13 protein-coding genes are annotated in these 17,211 nt (G+C 71.7%); 10 read left to right on the forward strand and 3 right to left on the reverse strand.

The features are described 5' to 3' along the window. Positions 1-313: 313 nt before the first annotated feature. Positions 314-2,554: a GH92 family glycosyl hydrolase gene (locus ACWDY5_RS22770; RefSeq protein WP_449724252.1), complete on the forward strand. Its 2,241-nt coding sequence runs from the start codon at positions 314-316 to the stop codon at positions 2,552-2,554. A gap of 98 nt (positions 2,555-2,652) precedes the next feature. Beyond that, entirely contained in the window at positions 2,653-3,510 is an 858-nt protein-coding gene (locus tag ACWDY5_RS22775; RefSeq protein WP_449724182.1) for an aldo/keto reductase, read from the forward strand. 4 nt (positions 3,511-3,514) lie between these two features. Here ACWDY5_RS22775 and ACWDY5_RS22780 read toward each other — a convergent pair whose 3' ends face one another. After that, positions 3,515-4,618 (reverse strand): XdhC family protein, encoded by a 1,104-nt coding sequence (locus ACWDY5_RS22780; protein ID WP_449724183.1) that lies wholly within the window; start codon positions 4,616-4,618, stop codon positions 3,515-3,517. 74 nt (positions 4,619-4,692) lie between these two features. Between ACWDY5_RS22780 and ACWDY5_RS22785 the strand changes: the two genes are divergently transcribed. Further along, on the forward strand, positions 4,693-5,478 hold the full coding sequence (locus ACWDY5_RS22785) for an oxidoreductase (protein WP_449724184.1): 786 nt from the start codon (positions 4,693-4,695) through the stop codon (positions 5,476-5,478). A 55-nt stretch (positions 5,479-5,533) separates the two neighbouring features. Here the strand turns inward: ACWDY5_RS22785 and ACWDY5_RS22790 are convergent, their stop codons facing one another. Then, positions 5,534-6,202 (reverse strand): peptidylprolyl isomerase, encoded by a 669-nt coding sequence (locus ACWDY5_RS22790; RefSeq protein ID WP_449724185.1) that lies wholly within the window; start codon positions 6,200-6,202, stop codon positions 5,534-5,536. A gap of 68 nt (positions 6,203-6,270) precedes the next feature. On the opposite strand from ACWDY5_RS22790, the gene def reads away from it, so the two are divergent. The 5 genes from def (at position 6,271) to ACWDY5_RS22815 (ending at position 12,862) form a co-directional block, all read left to right on the forward strand. Then, positions 6,271-6,786 (forward strand): peptide deformylase, encoded by a 516-nt coding sequence (def, locus tag ACWDY5_RS22795; RefSeq protein WP_449724186.1) that lies wholly within the window; start codon positions 6,271-6,273, stop codon positions 6,784-6,786. After that, the gene (cbiE, locus tag ACWDY5_RS22800; RefSeq protein ID WP_449724187.1) at positions 6,786-8,003 is read left to right on the forward strand and encodes a precorrin-6y C5,15-methyltransferase (decarboxylating) subunit CbiE; all 1,218 of its coding nucleotides are present in this window, start codon (positions 6,786-6,788) and stop codon (positions 8,001-8,003) included. The genes def and cbiE overlap by 1 nt, the downstream gene beginning before the upstream one ends. Next, entirely contained in the window at positions 8,000-8,749 is a 750-nt protein-coding gene (gene cobM / locus ACWDY5_RS22805) for a precorrin-4 C(11)-methyltransferase (protein WP_449724188.1), read from the forward strand. The genes cbiE and cobM overlap by 4 nt, the downstream gene beginning before the upstream one ends. Before the next feature lie 238 nt (positions 8,750-8,987). Then, the gene (locus ACWDY5_RS22810) at positions 8,988-11,144 is read left to right on the forward strand and encodes a SulP family inorganic anion transporter (RefSeq protein ID WP_449724189.1); all 2,157 of its coding nucleotides are present in this window, start codon (positions 8,988-8,990) and stop codon (positions 11,142-11,144) included. Between the two features lie 89 nt (positions 11,145-11,233). Next, positions 11,234-12,862 (forward strand): AbfB domain-containing protein, encoded by a 1,629-nt coding sequence (locus ACWDY5_RS22815; RefSeq protein ID WP_449724190.1) that lies wholly within the window; start codon positions 11,234-11,236, stop codon positions 12,860-12,862. Between the two features lie 6 nt (positions 12,863-12,868). Here the strand turns inward: ACWDY5_RS22815 and ACWDY5_RS22820 are convergent, their stop codons facing one another. Then, positions 12,869-13,780: a DMT family transporter gene (locus tag ACWDY5_RS22820; protein ID WP_449724191.1), complete on the reverse strand. Its 912-nt coding sequence runs from the start codon at positions 13,778-13,780 to the stop codon at positions 12,869-12,871. Positions 13,781-13,818: 38 nt separating this feature from the next. Here ACWDY5_RS22820 and ACWDY5_RS22825 point away from each other — a divergent pair, with 38 nt between their 5' ends. Both ACWDY5_RS22825 and ACWDY5_RS22830 read left to right on the forward strand, forming a co-directional pair. After that, a complete protein-coding gene (locus tag ACWDY5_RS22825) occupies positions 13,819-14,247 on the forward strand; it encodes a tachylectin-related carbohydrate-binding protein (protein ID WP_449724192.1) in 429 nt (142 codons plus the stop codon). A 568-nt stretch (positions 14,248-14,815) separates the two neighbouring features. After that, the gene (locus ACWDY5_RS22830) at positions 14,816-17,200 is read left to right on the forward strand and encodes a glycosyl hydrolase family 95 catalytic domain-containing protein (RefSeq protein ID WP_449724193.1); all 2,385 of its coding nucleotides are present in this window, start codon (positions 14,816-14,818) and stop codon (positions 17,198-17,200) included. Positions 17,201-17,211: the final 11 nt, after the last annotated feature.

The following is a 17,211-nucleotide window of genomic DNA, read 5'->3' on the forward strand; positions in this document are numbered from 1 at the left end:
ACCGGACCACGAAACCTGAGCCATAGCCCGAATTCGCGAACACGCCGCTCCGCCCGGCCACCGCTCACCTGGCCCGCGAGCTGGCTGCCCGGCCGGACGCGGCTCGCCTGGCCCGCACATCGCTCGCCCGGCCGCGGGCTGGTTGCCGGGCCGCTCGCCATCCACTTCGGCGGGCTTGGTTGCCGTTCTGCGCGTGTGTTGGCCGAATTCGGACAGGTTTGGGGGCCGATCGCGTGGGGCGTGCCAGGGTCGCGGGGTGGTGTGGTGGCGGGTGGTCGGGGTTGGGCTGGTTGGGGTTCTGGTGGCCGGGGGTGTGGCCGAGGCCCGGGAGCAGTGGGTGGGCGAGCCCGCGGGGTTCGTTGATCCGCTGATCGGGTCGGCGCGAGACGGGAACACCTTTCCCGGCGCGCAGCGGCCGTTCGGGATGATCGCGTGGAGTCCAACGAGCACGCGTGGCGATCAGACCGGGACCGGGGCGGCGAACGGGTATTCCTACGACGTCACCCGGGTGCGGGGGTTCTCACTGACCCACGTCAACGGGGCCGGGTGCAATCCTGGCGCGGCGGGGGATGTGCCGATCATGCCGCACGTGGGCGAGGTGCTCAGCTCGCCGAGTGCGGATGTCACGGATGCGGTGTACGCCAGTGACTTCTCGCACGAGGACGAGCTCGCACGGCCGGGACGCTACTCGGTGGGGCTGGCTTCCGGGGCGCGGGTGGATCTCGCGGTGACCGAGCGGGCCGGGATCGCCGAGTTCGGCTTTCCCGCCGGGAAGCCCGCGAACCTGCTGTTCCGCACCTCCAACTCGCTCAACGGCAGCGAGGACGCCGACATCCGGATCGACCCCACCGCACGGCGGGTCACCGGGTCGGTGCTGACCGGGGCGTTCTGCGGGCGGCGGGCCAACGGCGGGGTGCACAACCGCAAGAGCTACTACCGGCTGCACTTCACCGCTGAGTTCGACCAGCCGGTGACCGGCACCGGGGTGTGGCGGGACGGCACGCTCACGCCCGGAGGGACCGGCGTCAGCGGTGGGGAGGGCTATGCCACCGGGGCGGAGCGGGCCGGGCGCGGCTCCGGTGGGTACGTCAGCTTCGCGCCGGGGAGTGCGGTGCGGATGCGGATCGGTATGTCCTATGTGGACCTTGCTGGCGCGGAGGGGAACCTGCGGCAGGAGATCCGGCGTTCGGACACCGTGGCGCGGGTGGCGCGGGAGGGGTTCCGGGCCTGGGACCGGGAGCTGGGGCGGGTTCGGGTCGCGGGGGGCAGTGCCGAGCAGCGGACCGTGTTCTACACCGCGCTGTACCACGCCTTGCAGCAGCCCAACCTGGTGTCCGATGTGGACGGTCGCTATCTCGGCATGGACCGGCGGGTGCACCGGGCCGGGGCGGGGCAGGGTGCGCAGTACGGGAACTTTTCCGGGTGGGACCAGTACCGGGCGCAGATCCAGCTGCTGGCGTTGCTGAAACCGGGGCTGGCCGGGGACTTCGCGCAGTCGCTGCTCAACTACGCGCGGCAGAACGACGGGGTCTGGGACCGGTGGGTGCACGTCAACGGCGCCACCCACGTGATGACCGGCGACCCGTCCGCGGCCACCCTGGCCACCTTCCACGCCATGGGGGTGCGGAACTTCGACGTCGCGGGCGCGTTCGACTCGCTGTACCGGCAGGCCACCGTGCCCCGGCCGGAAGGGTTGCTGGACGCGGGCTGCCCTGGGCAGTGTGTCGGGCAGCGGCCGAACCTGGGTCAATATCTTCAGTCCCGGTACAGCGCGCACGACGTCTGCCACTGCTGGGGTGGCGCGGCGGAGACCCTGGAGGCCTCGGTCGCCGATGACGCGCTTGGCCGGTGGGCGGCGGAACTGGGGCTGGGCAAGGAGTCCGCTGAGCTGCGGCAGCGGGGGGCGTACTGGCGCAACGTGTTCAACCCCGCTACCGGGCACATCCAGGCGCGCAGGCTGGATGGTTCCTGGCTCATGCCGTTCGACCCGGCGAGTCAGCAGGGGTTCGCCCAGGGCAGTGCCGCGACCTATGTGTGGATGGTGCCGCAGGACGTCAGCGGGCTGGCCGAAGCCATGGGTGGCAAGGAGAACGCGATACGGCGGCTGGACGAGTTCTTCCTCGGCGGGGGCGGGCCGCTGCGCTACGACCCCGCGAACGAGCCCGGCATCCACGCGCCCTGGCTGTACAACGAGCTCGGTCAGCCTTGGCGGACCCAGGAGACCGTGCGGCGGCTGATGGACACCGTCTACCGCACCGGGCCTGCCGGGCTGCCCGGCAACGACGACCTCGGCACCATGTCCGCCTGGTACGTCTTCGGCGCGCTCGGCCTGTTCCCGCGCACCCCGGGCAGCGCGGAACTCCTGCTGGCCACCCCGTTGTTCCCGCGCGCGCTCATCTCACCCGATGGGCGGACGCCGACCTTGATCGACACCAGCGGCGCTGGGCCGTACACCCTGGCGGTGGCCGTGGACGGTCGCGCGTACCGGGACTGGAAGATCAGCGGACTGCCCAGGAGCCTGCACGTGCGGCGCGGCGAGACCGTGCCCGGATAGGGGAAAAGCGGGCGGAGGTGGAACAGACACCCGCTCGCCGGCGTTGGTTGGCGGTGACCACCGGATACGAGTCCAACCAACAGCGGGAGATCGCAGCAGTGACAGAGAACTTCCTCGGCGGCCGGTTCGACCTCGGCGGCGACCTGCCGATCGGCAGGCTCGGCTACGGCGCCATGCAGATCACCGGCCCCGGCGTGTGGGACTGGCCGGCGGACCGGGCCGGTGCGCTGGCCGTGCTGCGCCGGGCGGTCGAACTGGGCGTCACCTTCATCGACACCGCCGACTCCTACGGCCCGCTGGTCAGCGAGCTGCTGATCGCCGAGGCCCTGCACCCCTACCGGGACGAGTTGACCATCGCCACCAAGGCCGGGTTCACCCGGCAGGGGCCTGGTCAGTGGACCGTGTGCGGCCGTCCCGAGTACCTGACCCAGCAGGTCGAGCTGAGCCTGCGGCACCTGCGCCTGGACCACATCGACCTGATCCAGCTGCACCGCATCGACCCGGCCGTGCCGCTGGCCGACCAGCTGGGCGCGTTCGTGGAGCTGCGGGAGGCGGGCAAGGTCAAGCACATCGGGCTGTCCGAGGTGAGCGTGGCCGAGCTGGCGCAGGCGCGGCAGATCACGCCGATCGTCAGCGTGCAGAACCGGTACAACCTCATCGACCGGGGCAGCGAGGAGCTGCTCGACCACGCGGAGCGGGAGAACATCGCCTTCATCCCGTGGTTCCCGATCGCCACCGGCGACCTGACCAAGCCGGACAGCCCGGTCGCCGCGGTGGCCGCGGAGCTCGGCGCGACCCCGGCGCAGGTGGCGCTGGCCTGGCTGCTCAAGCGGTCGCCGGTGATGCTGCCGATCCCCGGCACGAAGACGGTCTCGCACCTGGAGGACAACCTGGGCGCGGCCACGGTCGAGCTCAGCGACAAGCAGTTCGCGGCGCTGGACGCGATCCGGGACTGAGCCCTCAGCCGCGCGGGTGGTGGATCGGGTTGTCCGTCTCAGCCAGGCGGCGGCCCGATCCGCCCCAGTTCAGCGACACGATCTCCGCCGCGATGGACACCGCCGTCTCCTCCGGCGTGCGCGCGCCCAGGTCCAGCCCGATCGGGGAGGACAGCCTGGCCAGCTCCGGTTCGGTCAAACCCAGTTCCCGCAACCGTTCCAGCCGGTCCTGGTGGGTGCGGCGGCTGCCCATCGCGCCGATGTAGGCGGCCTTGGTGCGCAGCGCCAGCTCCAGCAGCGGCACGTCGAACTTGGGGTCGTGGGTGAGCACGCAGATCACGGTGCGCTCGTCCACCTCGGTCCGGGCCAGGTACTGGTGCGGCCACATCACCACCAGCTCGTCGGCCTCGGGGAAGCGCCGCTTGGTGGCGAAGACCGGGCGGGCGTCGCAGACGGTCACGTGGTAGCCGAGGAACTTGCCGATGCGGGCCACCGCGCCGGCGAAGTCGATGGCGCCGAAGACCAGCATCCGGGGCGGCGGCGCGAAGGACTCCACGAAGACCGACAGCTCGTCGCCGCGCTGCTCGCCGTCCGCGCCGATGTGCAGGAAACCGGTGCTGCCCAAGGCGAGCATGCCCAGGGCGTGGTCCCGGACCGCCTCGTTCAGCCGGGCCGAACCCAGCGCGCCGCCGGTCTCCGCCGGGGTCACCCGCAGGTGCGCGCCCGGGTTGGCGGCGCCGTCGAGCAGGGTGGCCACCGCGACCGGTTCGCTCGACCGGATGGACTCGCCGATGGCCGGGAACTCCGGGAAGTGCTCGGGCGTTACCGGCTGCACGAAGACCTGGAGGGTGCCGCCGCAGGTCAGGCCGACCGCGAACGCGTCGTCATCGCTGACCCCGTAGGTGGCCAGCTCCGGCACGCCGGTCCGCAGCACCTGCTGGGCCAGCTCGTACACCGCGCCCTCCACGCAGCCGCCGGACACGCTGCCCAGCGCCTCGCCCGCCGCGGACACCGCCATCGCCGCACCCGGCTGCCGCGGCGCCGAGTGCCAGGTCCGCACCACCGTGGCCAGCGCGAACGGCTGTCCCTCGCGGTACCAGGCGAGCAGTGGGGCGATCAGTTCGCGCATCGGCCCATTGTGCGCCGCGGGCGGTCAAGAAGTTGTATTTGACTAGGCGGTCCAGAATGGGCATTGTGGACCGTATGGTCAATAACGTTGCGAGCTCGGACGGCCTGGCAGGCAAGCGGGTCGTCGTCACCGGTGGCACCAAGGGAATCGGCGCGGCGATCACCGCGCGACTGGCCGGGGCAGGCGCCTCGGTGGTGGTGGCGGCGCGCTCCGCGCCCGAGTCGCTGCCGGCGAACGTGCACTTCGTCAAGGCCGACCTGGCCACCGAGCCCGGCGTGACCGCGCTGGCCGAGGCCGCGCTGGCCCACCTCGGCGGGGTGGACGTGGTCGTGGACAACGCCGGCGGGGCCGAGCTGGGCACCGGCGCCATTGCCGAGCTGTCCGACCAGCTCTGGGACGACGCCTACCAGCTCAACCTGATGTCCGCGGTGCGGCTGGACCGCGCGCTGCTGCCCGGCATGCTGGAGCGCGGCAGCGGCTCGATCATCCACATCAGCTCGATCGCCGCGCAGCTGGTCCAGCCCCCGCTGACGCACTACGGCGCGGCCAAGGCCGCCCTCAACGCCTACAGCAAGGCGCTGGCCACCGAGGTCGCCCCGCGCGGGGTGCGGGTCAACCGGATCGCCCCCGGCATGATCTGGACCGAGGCGGTGCAGACCTTCGCCCAGCACATCCAGGACACCCAGGGCGTGGACGGGAAGGCGCAGATCGTCGAACTGGTCGGCGGCATCCCGGCAGGCCGGGTCGGCACCCCGGAGGACATCGCCAACGCGGTCGCCTACCTGGCCTCCGACCAGGCCGAGTGGGTGGTCGGCGCGGAGTTCCGGATCGACGGCGGCAGCATCCGCCAGGTGGACTGACCACCGGGATGGCCGCGGAACCCGTTGTGGGGAAACGGGTTCCGCGGCCGCAACCTCAGTGCCCGTAGCGCACGCGCTGGATGTGCACCGGGAGCTTGGGCAGTCCGTCCAACGGGTTGGCCGGGCCGGGGATGATGCCGCCGGCCACGATCTTGTCCAGCACCGCCATGCCCCTGGTCACCTTGCCGAGCACGGTGTAGGCGGGCTTGATGTTGGCGAAGCTGTGCACGATGAAGAACTGGCTGCCGTTGGTGTTCGGCCCGAAGTTGCCCATCGCCACCGTGCCGCGCGGATAGGTCTCCTTGCCGGTGACCTCGTCGTCGAACTTGTAGCCGGGACCGCCCTTCTCCGCCGCCCAGATGTCGCCGCACTGCAGCACGCCGAGGCGGGTGGAGTTGGTCAGCCGCCAGCACTGGGTCTTGTGGTAGAACCGCTGCCGGGTGAGGGAGAGGAAGTTGTGCACCGCGCAGGGCGCGTTCGCCCGGTCCAGCTCCATCACGATCTTGCCGTGGTTGGTGGAGATGGTCACCGTGACCGTGCCCCTGGCCTTCGCCTTCGACCGGGGCGGGCGGACCGGCTTGGCCGCCGGATCCTCCGGGGTGGGAGTGAAGGTGCAGCGAACCGAGCCCCCGGAGACGGTCTCCGGCGCCGCCGCAGCCGCGCCGACCGGCAGCGCGGCCAGCATCGCGGCCACAACAACACCAACTGACCAGCGTTTTCTCATAGCGGTCAACCTAGCCCGGCCCCGGGCCGGAAGAAACCCGGCGAAGCGACCACCTTACGATGACGACCATGAGCTCCACCGGAACCGCGCGGCCGATCGTGTACTACGGAGACCCGGTGCTGCACCGGTCCTGCGCCCCGGTGACCAGCTTCGACGAGGACCTGCGCGCCCTGGTCGCGGACATGTTCGCCTCCATGTACGCCGCCGAGGGGGTCGGCCTGGCCGCCAACCAGATCGGCGTGGACGCCCGCGTCTTCGTCATGGACTGCCCCGACGCCGACGGCAACCCGGTGGTCGCGACCCTGGTCAACCCGGTGCTCACGCTGCCGCCCGCGCCGCGCGAGCTGACCCTGTTCGACGAGGGCTGCCTGTCCGTGCCCGGCCAGCACGCCGAGCTCGCCCGGTCCGAGCACGCCGAGGTCAGCGGCTTCGACGCCGAGGGCAACGCGGTCACCGTGCGCACCAACGGGATCGCCGCCCGCTGCCTCCAGCACGAGGTCGACCACCTGGACGGCCTGCTCTACGTGGACCGGCTGCCGGCCAAGCAGCGCAAGGAGATCCTGACCGAGGCCGGACTGCGCTGATGACCGAGCCCGTCACCGTGGTGGGCATCGGCGCGGACGGCTGGCCCGGCCTCGCCCAGCCCGCCCAGCTGGAAGTGCGCGCCGCGCAGGTGCTGCTGGGCAGCTCCCGCCAGCTCGACCTGGTGCCCGACAAGGTCACCGCCGAACGCGTGGCCTGGCCCTCGCCCATGCTGCCCGCCCTGCCCGGCCTGCTGGAACGCCACCGCGGCCGGCGGATCTGCGTGCTGGCCAGCGGGGACCCGATGTTCTTCGGCGTCGGCTCCACCCTGGCCAGGCTGCTCGGCCCGCAGCGGCTGCGGGTGCTGCCGCACGCCTCCTCGGTCTCGCTGGCCTGCGCCCGGCTGGGCTGGCCGATGGAAGCGGTGGACGTGGTCAGCGCGGTCGGCAGGCCGGTGGAGCTGCTGCACCCGTTCGTGCAGCCGGGACGGCGGGTGCTGGTGCTCAGCGCGGGCGGCGGCACCCCGGCCGAGGTGGCCGCGCTGCTCACCGTGCGCGGCTACGGGCCGAGCAGGCTGACCGTGCTGGAACGCCTGGGCGGCAAGGACGAACGCCTGGTCAGCGGCACCGCGGGCGAGTGGTCGCTGCCGCGCACCGCCGCGCTGAACGTGATCGCGGTGGACTGCGTGGCCGATCCCGGCACCCCGCTGCTGCCCACCGTGCCCGGCCTGCCCGACTCCGCCTTCGACCACGACGGCCAGCTGACCAAACGCGAGGTGCGCGCGCTCACCCTGTCCCGGCTGGCCCCGGTGCCCGGCCAGCTGCTCTGGGACGTCGGCGCCGGGGCGGGCAGCGTGGCCATCGAGTGGTCGCGCACCCATCCCAGCTGCCGGGCGGTCGCGGTGGAACGCGAGCCGGAGCGCGCGGAGCGGATCACCCGCAACGCCTATGCCCTTGGCGTGCCGGGGATCGAGGTCGTCTCAGGCGAGGCGCCGTCCGCTTTGGACGGTCTGGAAGCGCCGTCGGCGGTGTTCGTCGGCGGTGGCGCGACCGGGCCCGGCGTGATCGAGAAGTGCTGGCAGAGCCTGCTGCCCGGCGGGCGGCTGGTGGTCAACGCGGTGACCGTGGAGTCGGAGTCCCTGGTGGCGCAATGGTATGCCCGGCTGGGCGGGGACCTGCTGCGGATGTCGATCAGCCGGGCCGCGCCGGTCGGCGGGTTCACCGCGATGCGACCGATGCTGCCGGTGACCACCTGGGTGGCGACGAAGGAGGAACGGTGACCGTCCACTTCATCGGGGCCGGGCCGGGCGCGGCCGACCTGATCACCGTGCGCGGACAGCGGGTGATCGCCGAGTCGCCGGTCTGCCTGTACGCCGGGTCCCTTGTGCCGCAAGAACTCCTGGCCTGGTGCCCGGCCGGCGCGCGGCTGGTGGACACCGCGAACCTGGACCTGGACCAGATCACCGGGGAGCTGGTCTCCGCGCACGCCAACGGTTTCGACGTGGCCCGCCTGCACTCCGGCGACCCCTCGGTGTACAGCGCGATGGCCGAGCAGATGCGCCGACTGGACGCCGCCGGGGTGCCTTACGACGTGGTCCCCGGCGTGCCCGCCTTCGCCGCCGCCGCGGCCGCGCTGGGCCGGGAGCTGACCGTGCCGGGCGTCGGCCAGACCGTGGTGCTCACCCGCACCTCCGCGCGCGCCACCCCGATGCCGCCGGGGGAGGACCTGGCCACGCTGGGCCAGAGCCGGGCGACGATGGTGCTGCACCTGGCCGTGCAGCGGATCGACGAGGTGGTGGCCGAGCTGCTGCCGAACTACGGGCCGGACTGCCCGGTCGCGGTGGTGGCGCGGGCCAGCAGGGCCGATGAGCTGGTGCTGCGCGGCACGCTGCGGGACATCGCCGCGGCGGTGCGCGCCGCCGGGGTCAAGCGGACCGCGGTGATCGTGGTCGGCGAGGTGCTGACCGCGTCCTCCTTCCCGGACAGCCACCTGTACTCCGCGGACCGCTGCCGCAGCACCGACTGACCCCCCGAACGTTGTCACCGATGCGGGTGAACTGTGCGCCCGTCATCGCACCCGGTCGCCCGGCGCGGCCGGGTGAGGACGCCCACGAACTGGCTGATCTTGCCGGAGTTCCCGGCGGCCACTCGTCGATCGAGTGAAGCTGGGCTGATGTTCGTTGCCCTGCGTAGTGGTGCCTGCACGCCCTGTTCCGACTAATCGGACAATTGGTCCATAGTGTTGGCAGGAAAGGGGTTACCACATGCGCTGGTTGCGACAGGACCTTCGGCACGACCTGGCCGCCTCGCTGGTGGTCTTCCTGGTCGCGGTGCCGTTGTCGCTGGGCATCGCGGTGGCCTCCGGCGCGCCGATCGTGGCCGGGCTGGTGGCCGCGGTGGTGGGCGGCATCCTGGCCGCGGCCTTCGGCGGCTCGCCGCTGCTGGTCAGCGGGCCCGCCGCCGGGCTGACCGTGGTGGTGGCCGGGTTCGTCGACCAGTTCGGCTGGGCGGTCACCTGCGCGATCACCGTGGCGGCCGGGCTGGTGCAGCTGGTGCTCGGGCTGTGCCGGGTGGCCAGGGCGGCGCTGGCCATCTCACCGGCGGTGGTGCACGGGATGCTGGCCGGGATCGGCGTGGTCATCGTGCTCGGCCAGCTGCACGTGCTGCTCGGCGGGCAGCCGGGCACCAGCGCGCTGACCAACCTGCTCGAACTGCCCGGCCAGCTGATCGACATCCACGGACCGGCCGCGCTGATCGGCCTGCTGGTGCTGGGTGTGCTGCTGCTGTGGGGATTCCTGCCCACGGCGGTGCGCAAGGTGCCGGGGCCGCTGGTCGCGGTCCTCGGCGCGACCGTGCTGGCCGAGACCGCCGGGTTACAGCTGGTCCGGGTGGACCTGCCCGACTCCGTGCTGGCCTCGCTGCACCTGCCGAAACTGCCCGGCGGGGAGTGGGGCGCGGTGGTCCTGGCCGTGCTCACCCTGGCGGTCATCGCCAGCGTGGAAAGCCTGCTCTCCGCGGTGGCGGTGGACAAGCTCGGCGGCACCCGCAGCAACCTGGACCGCGAGCTGGTCGGGCAGGGCGTGGCCAACACCGCCTCCGGCCTGCTCGGCGGCCTGCCGGTCACCGGGGTGATCGTGCGCGCCTCCACCAACGTCGCCGCCGGGGCCCGCACCAAGGCCTCCGCGATCCTGCACGGCGTCTGGGTGCTGTTGTTCGTGCTGCTGCTGGCCGGCACGATCGAGCGGATTCCGATGGCCGCGCTGGCCGGGCTGCTGGTGTTCATCGGGCTGCAACTGGTGCGCCCGCAGGACGTGCGGGCGGCCTGGCGGCACGGTGAGGCCTCCCCCTACCTGGCCACCGTGGCCGGCGTGGTGTTCCTGGACCTGTTGCGGGGCGTGCTGATCGGGCTGGCCATCTCAGTGGTGCTGGTGCTGCGCCGGGTGGTCTGGGCCAGGGTGCGGGCCACCGAGACCGCGCCGGGGCACTGGCGGGTGACGGTGGCCGGGACGCTCAGTTTCTTGTCCCTGCCCCGGTTGTCCCGGGTGTTCGCCCAGGTGCCCGATGGGTCCACTGTGGACATCGAGCTGCACGCGGACTACCTGGACCACGCCGCCTACGAGCACCTGTCCTCCTGGCAGCGCCAGCACGAGGACCGCGGCGGCAGGGTCACCGTCGAGGAGGTCGGCGGCGGCCGGAGACCGGTGCTGCCGCGCTGGTTCGCGCCCTGGTCGGACTGGCAGACCGAGGTGCCCAGCCAGCGCGCGGCCTCCCCGCTGGTCACCGGCGTGGCCGAGTACCACCGGCACTCCGCCCCGCTACTCCGCCCCGTGTTCGAGCAGCTCGCGCTGTTGCAGCGCCCGCACGGGCTGTTCCTGACCTGCGCGGACTCCCGGATCGTGCCCAACATGATCACCTCCAGCGGGCCCGGCGACCTGTTCACCGTGCGCAACGTGGGCAACCTGGTGCCCGCCGGGGACGACGGCATCGAGGCCTCGGTGCACGTCGCGGTGGAGGTGCTGCGGGTGCCCACGCTGATGGTCTGCGGCCACTCCGCCTGCGCCGGCATGACCAGCCTGCTCTCCGGCCGCGCCGAACAGGACGACTCGCTCGGCCGCTGGCTGCGCGCCGGACTGCCCAGCCTGCACGCCTTCCGCGCCGGGCACCCGGCAGGCCAGGGCGACGGCGCGGAGGTGGACCGGCTGGCCAGGGTCAACGTCGCGGTGCAGGCCGAGGCGCTGGCCCGGCTGCCCATGGTGCGGACCGCGATCACCGAGGGCCGGTTGCAGGTCATCGGGCTGTTCTTCGACATCGGCCGAGCTCAACTGTCCATTGTGGACCCGGAGACCGGCGGGTTCGTGCCGCTGGCCCCCGACGCCGGCGCGCCCCCGGTCGGCGCGACCGGACGGCAAACAGCGGATTGACGGCCCCCGGCGGCCTGCCTACGCTCGCCTGCTGGGGGAGCGCTTCCCCTTGGCATGCAACGGCTTCGTCCATGAGGGGGAACTGCGCTGTGGCGCGTCCTGAGTTGAGCAAAGCGCTGGCCGGGGTACTGGCCGCGTCGGTGATCACCGGAGTGCTGACCGCACTGCCCGCACACGCGATCAGCGGCGGCACCGCCGCAACCGATGGCGCGCACGGCTACACCGCCTACGTCCGGGTGGGCACCAAGACCTGCTCCGGGGTGCTGGTCGACCAGCAGTGGGTGCTCACCGCCGCCCGCTGCTTCGGCGCGCCCGGCCAGGTCAGGCCCGGCGCACCGGCCGAGCGCACCGTGGTCACGGTCGGCCGCACCAAGCTCGCGCACGGCTCCGGCGAGGTGGTGGAGGTGCAGAGCATCGCCACCCAGACCGGCCGGGACGTGGTCCTGGCCAAGCTCGCCGATCCCGTCGCCGACGTCGCACCGGTCCCGCTGCCCGCTGCGGCCGGCTTCACCACCGGCGAGCAGCTCACCGTCACCGGCTACGGCGCGCTCGCCACGGCCAGTGAGGACGAGGACCGCCTGCACACCGCGGCCTTCGCACTCGGCGCGGTGACCGGCAAGGAGCTTGCCTTCGGCGTGGCCACCCCGGCCGGGGCCGACCTGTGCTCCGCCGACCTGGGCGGCCCGGTGCTGCGCCAGCGCGACGGCGCGCTGGAACTGGGCGGCATCGTCACCTCGGCCAAGCAGCGCGACTGCCTCGGCGAGACCGAGCAGCCCGCGAGCTCCGCCGCCGAACGGGTGGACGACCTGGTCTCCTGGATCAAGGAGAGCGTCACGGCGAGCCGGGCCAACCCGGCCGTGGTGGACAGCGGCATCGTCGAGCTGACCAACAACATCACCGGCGGCTGCCTGTTCGACAACACCATCGCCACCTGCGGCAGCGGCCGCTCCGCCCAGGAGTTCGAGCTGCTCGGCGCCGGTGAGCACAAGCGGCTGCGCAACCTGCACAGCCGCCAGTGCCTGGGCATCGACGGCAACTCGCTGGCCCCGCAGGCCTGCGAGGCGAACAACCCGGCCCAGGGCTGGGCCCTGCTGCCCGGCAAGGGCGGCACCGTGCAGCTGGTCAACCAGCAGCACAAGAAGCCGCTGACCGTGCCCGAGCTGGTCGAGCTGACCAAGCCGGTGCTGCGCACCAACCAGCCCTACGCCTACCAGCTGTGGCGACTGACCGCCAAGGGCAAGGCCAGGCACGACCTGCCGCAGCGCGGTTCGCTCAAGGCCACCAACGAGGGCCTGCCCGACCACTACCTGCGGCACGGCCGCGGCGAGGGCTGGCTGAACCTGATCACCGCGAGCAACCCGGACCTGGACAAGGCCGACGCCACCTTCCGGCTGGTGCCCGGCCTGGCCAACGCCGACTGCTACTCCTTCGAGGCGTCCAACATCCCCGGCGCGTACCTGCGCCACCAGTACGGCCGGGTCCGGCTGGACGACCGTGTCGGTGGCGGCCAGTTCGACGCCGACGCCACCTGGTGCGCCAGGGACGGCCTCAGCGGCACCGGGGTGTCCTTCGCCGCGCTGACCTTCCCGGACAACTACCTGCGGCACATCCGCGGCGAGGTGTGGAGCGCCTACAAGGGCGGCGCCCAGTGGTATGAGAACCCGGCCTTCTTCGAGCCGGACAGCAGCTGGGTGGTCGCGCCGCCGCTCAAGCCCTGACCGCCGCTACCCGGCGACCCGCGCCGCCGCGGGTCGCCGGGTCCCGGCCAGCACCACCACCGCCACCCCGGCCAGCAGCAACGCCATCCCCGGCAGGGCGGCCACCCTGGGCACCTGCCCGAGCCACAGCCAGGCCAGCAGCGCCGCGCCGGGCACCTCCAGCAGGGTGACCAGGCTGATCGTGGTGGCCGAGACCGCGTGCAGCGCGTAGTTGAACATCGAGTGCCCGAGCAGCTGGGCGCCCAGCGCGATGGCCAGGATGGCCAGCCAGGTGGTGTCCGGGAAACCGGCCAGCGGGATGCCCGCGCTCAGGCACACCACCAGCAGCACCAGCGCGCAGGTGGCGTAGCAGATCGTGGTGTAGGTCGTGGTGCTCAGGCTGGTCCGCGCGTGCTCGCCGAGGGCCACGTACCCGGCCGCGGCCATCCCGCCGAGCACCGCGAGCACATCGCCCCACAGCGCGGCGCCGGAAACCTGGAAGTCCGCGCCGGTGGTCCAGGCCGCCCCGGCCACCGCGAGCCCGATGCCCAGCCAGGTGGTCAGCGGCAGCCGTTTGCCCTGTCCCACCGCGATCAGCCCGGCCCACACCGGCTGGGTGCAGCCCAGCGCGATCGAGGTGGCCACCGTGGTCAGCTGCGCGCTGGACATCCAGGTGCCGAAGTGCAGCGCCAGCATCGCCCCGGCCAGCACGCTGTAGCCGCCCTGCCCGCGTTTCTCGCCGCTGACCGCCGCACGCAGTTCGGGGCCGCGGCGGAGCGCGGCGAACGGGGTGAGCAGGCCGACCGCGATCGTGTTGCGCCAGAACGCGATGGCCAGCGCGGGCGCGGCGGCGAAGGCGATCAGCGGGCCGGAGGTGGACACCGCGAGCACGGCGACGATCAGCGCCAGCAGCGGGGCCAGTGGGAGACGATGGGGCACGAACAGCCATCCTCACCGCCGGAGTCCGGTGACGCGAATTGGTAGGAATCGGCGCCGCTACCGCTGGAACGGCACCGCCTGGGACACCTTCAACGGCGGGCGGTACCCGCACATCGACAACGGCTGGGAGCGCTACTCCACCCCGGAGTACCGCAACCGGATCACCGTGGACACCCGCGGCCACCTCTACGTCATCGAGCCGGCTCACCGGCGACTTCGCCGACTACAACCTGATCGTCGGCGGCGGCGAGGGCGTGCGCTACGCCCGCAACACCAACGGCGACCTGTTCCGCTTCACCTACGACAGCGACCGCGACGCCTGGACGCAGCAGGCCAAGCCGAGCGGCGTGGGCTGGCAGATGTTCCGCACCCTGTTCTCCGGTGGGGCGGACACCCTGTACGGGCCAGCCACCACTGGTGAGGGCCATGAGCTGCTCTGGTACCGCTACGAGCCGAGTTCAGCCTGACGGCCGGGCCGGACGCCTGTCGGCTGGCTCGCTGACCGCATCGCATCTCCCGCATGGCCGCCGTCATAACGCCTGGTTATGACGGCGGCCGTCTGTGTGCCCGTCGGCATTCCGCTTGCCTACCTCATTCTCGTGCCGTCCCCCCTTCAAGACAACTGGTCATATTCGCGACACTCTCAAGACGACCGGTCATATTCAATGGGTTAGCGACTGGCGACGAATATGACCGGTCGTCTTGAGGGGAGAGCGACCTTGCCGGACAAAGGGCGAGCCGTCTGGTGGCCGAGTCGGCGGCATCCGCTGAATATGACCGGTCGTCTTGAAGAGGTCAACGGCTGACGGCTCAGTCATCGGAGGTATCACGGCATCGCGCTGATCTATTCCGAATAATGCCGTCCGATCCTGTCAGGGCAAACCCCCTGATCCGCAAGCCAATTCGCCCACTGCTCTGATCAGTCGACGACCACGGACCGTTGACGCATTCTGGTCAGAGATCGTATCTTTCCTGCGCCGCACCACATCGAGCCTCGAGTGGACCTTCCGCCACAGCCATCGAAGGGACTCGACCATGTCCGACTCGCCGTCGCGCCGGGACTTCCTGCGCATCACGGGCGCCGTGGGCGCCGGGATGATGCTGAGCGGGGTCCGGCCGTTCATCGCTCAGGCCGAGGAGGTGGCGCGACCCGAGAACGTCAGTCTGTTGCCGGAAGGTGAGGCGACCAGTCTGTGGTACCCGGCCCCCGCCGACGAGAGCCGGATCATCCAGCAGGGCCTGCCGATCGGCAACGGGCGGCTGGGGGCGCTGGTCGGCTCCGATCCGGCCGATGACGTGCTCTACCTGACCGATGCCACGCTGTGGACCGGGCACCGCAACGACGTCCTCCAGGACGACGGGCAGTTCCCGTACGGGCCCAACGACTTCGGGTCCTTCGGGTTGCTGGCCAAGGTACGGGTGGAGGCAACCGGGCACACCACAGCAGCCGTGACCGACTACCGGCGGCGGCTGGACCTGAGCAACGGGCTGGTCACCAGCGCCTACCGCTACCGGGGCGCGCAGTACCGGCGGGAGACCTACTCCAGCCACCCGGACGACGTGGTGGTGGCGCGGCTGACCCAGCGCGGCGGCGGTGTCCACAGTGGACGGATCCGGCTGGAGGCGACCCGCACCGAGACGGTGGTGGGCGAGCCCGGCAGCCGCACGATCTCGTTGAGCTCGCGGTTCGACAACGGGTTGCGCTATGCCGCGGTGGTCACCGCGTTCAGCGAGACCGGGACGGTCGCGGTGACCGGCAACGAGCTGGTTTTCCGGGACTGCCGGGAGGTGCTGGTCATCGTCTCCGGCGGCACCGACTACCTCGCGGACGCGGCCAAAGGGTTCCGGAACACCGCCATCGACCCGCTGGTGGTGGCGCGGGAGCGGGCGCTGGCCAAGGCGAAGGTGGCCGGGGGCGCGTTGCTGAACACGCACGTGGCCGACTACCAGTCGCTGTACCGGCAGATGACCGTGGACCTCGGTGAGTCCAGCCGGGCCCAGCGGAACCTGGACTCCTGGTCCCGGCTCGCCGTGCGGCACACCAATCCCGGGCAGCCGGACCCGGAGCTGGAGGCCAGCTACCTCCAGTTCGGGCGCTACCTGATGATCACCGGGTCCCGGGACAGCCTGCCGATCAACCTCCAAGGCTTGTGGCTGCACAACAACTCGCCGGACTGGTACGCCGACTACCACACCGACATCAACATCCAGATGAACTACTGGCTGACCGACCGCGCCGGTCTCGGCCGCTGCTTCACCGCACTCGCCGACTACTGCCTGGCCCAGCTGCCCGAGTGGTCGCGGCAGACCCAGCGGCTGTTCAACGATCCGCGCAACCGGTTTCGCAACTCCTCCGGCAAGATCGCCGGGTGGACGGTGGCCTTCTCCACCAACACCAACGGCGGCCTCGGCTGGTGGTGGCACCCCGGCGGCAACGCCTGGCTGTGCCAGTCGCTGTGGGAGCACTACGAGTTCACCCTGGACGCCAAGTACCTGGAGCGGATCTACCCGCTGCTCAAGGGCGCGGCCGAGTTCTGGGCCGCGCGGCTGATCACCGTGACGCACACCTACCCCGACGGCAGCACCCGGGAGGTGCTGGTCGACGACAAGGACTGGTCGCCGGAGCACGGGCCGCAGGACGCGCTCGGCATCAGCTACGCCCAGGAGATCGTCTGGGAGCTGTTCCGCGAGCTCCAGATCGCGGCGGCGAAACTGGGGCGGGACAAGGAGTTCGCGGCGCGGGTCAAGGATCTCCAGTCGCGGCTGTACCTGCCGGAGGTCAGTCCGAAGACCGGCATGCTGCAGGAGTGGATGCACCCGGACGACATCGGCGAGCGCACCCACCGTCACCTGTCCCCGCTGATCGGGTTCTTCCCCGGCGACCACCTGAACCACGACGACACGCCCAAGGCCACCATCGAGGGCATCCGCAAGCTGCTGGAAGTGCGCGGCATGGAGAGCTTCGGCTGGGCCTGCGCCTGGCGGTCCGCCTGCTGGGCCAGGCTCCGCGACGCCGACCGCGCCTACCAGCTGCTGCTCACCGTGATGCGCCCGTCCATCGCCAACGAGAACGGCACCTCGGCCAACTTCTTCGACATGTACCGCAACAACGACCGGGCCATCTTCCAGATCGACGCCAACTTCGGCGCGCCCACCGCGATGCTGGAGATGATCCTGTACTCCCGGCCGGGCGTGGTCGAACTGCTGCCCGCGCTGCCCGGCGCGTGGGCGAAACGGGGCCGGGTCACCGGGGTCGGCGTCAAGGGCGGGTTCGAGGTCGACCTGAGCTGGCGCGACGGCAAGGTCACCACCGCGGTGCTGCGCAGTGTCGGCGGCACCAGCACCGAGGTACGTGCCGGCTCCTGGAAGCGCGTGATCAGCGTGCGGCCCGGCGAGTCCGTCACGATCCGGCCGAGCTGACCCGGGGCGGG

The organism is Crossiella sp. NPDC003009 (assembly GCF_053591555.1).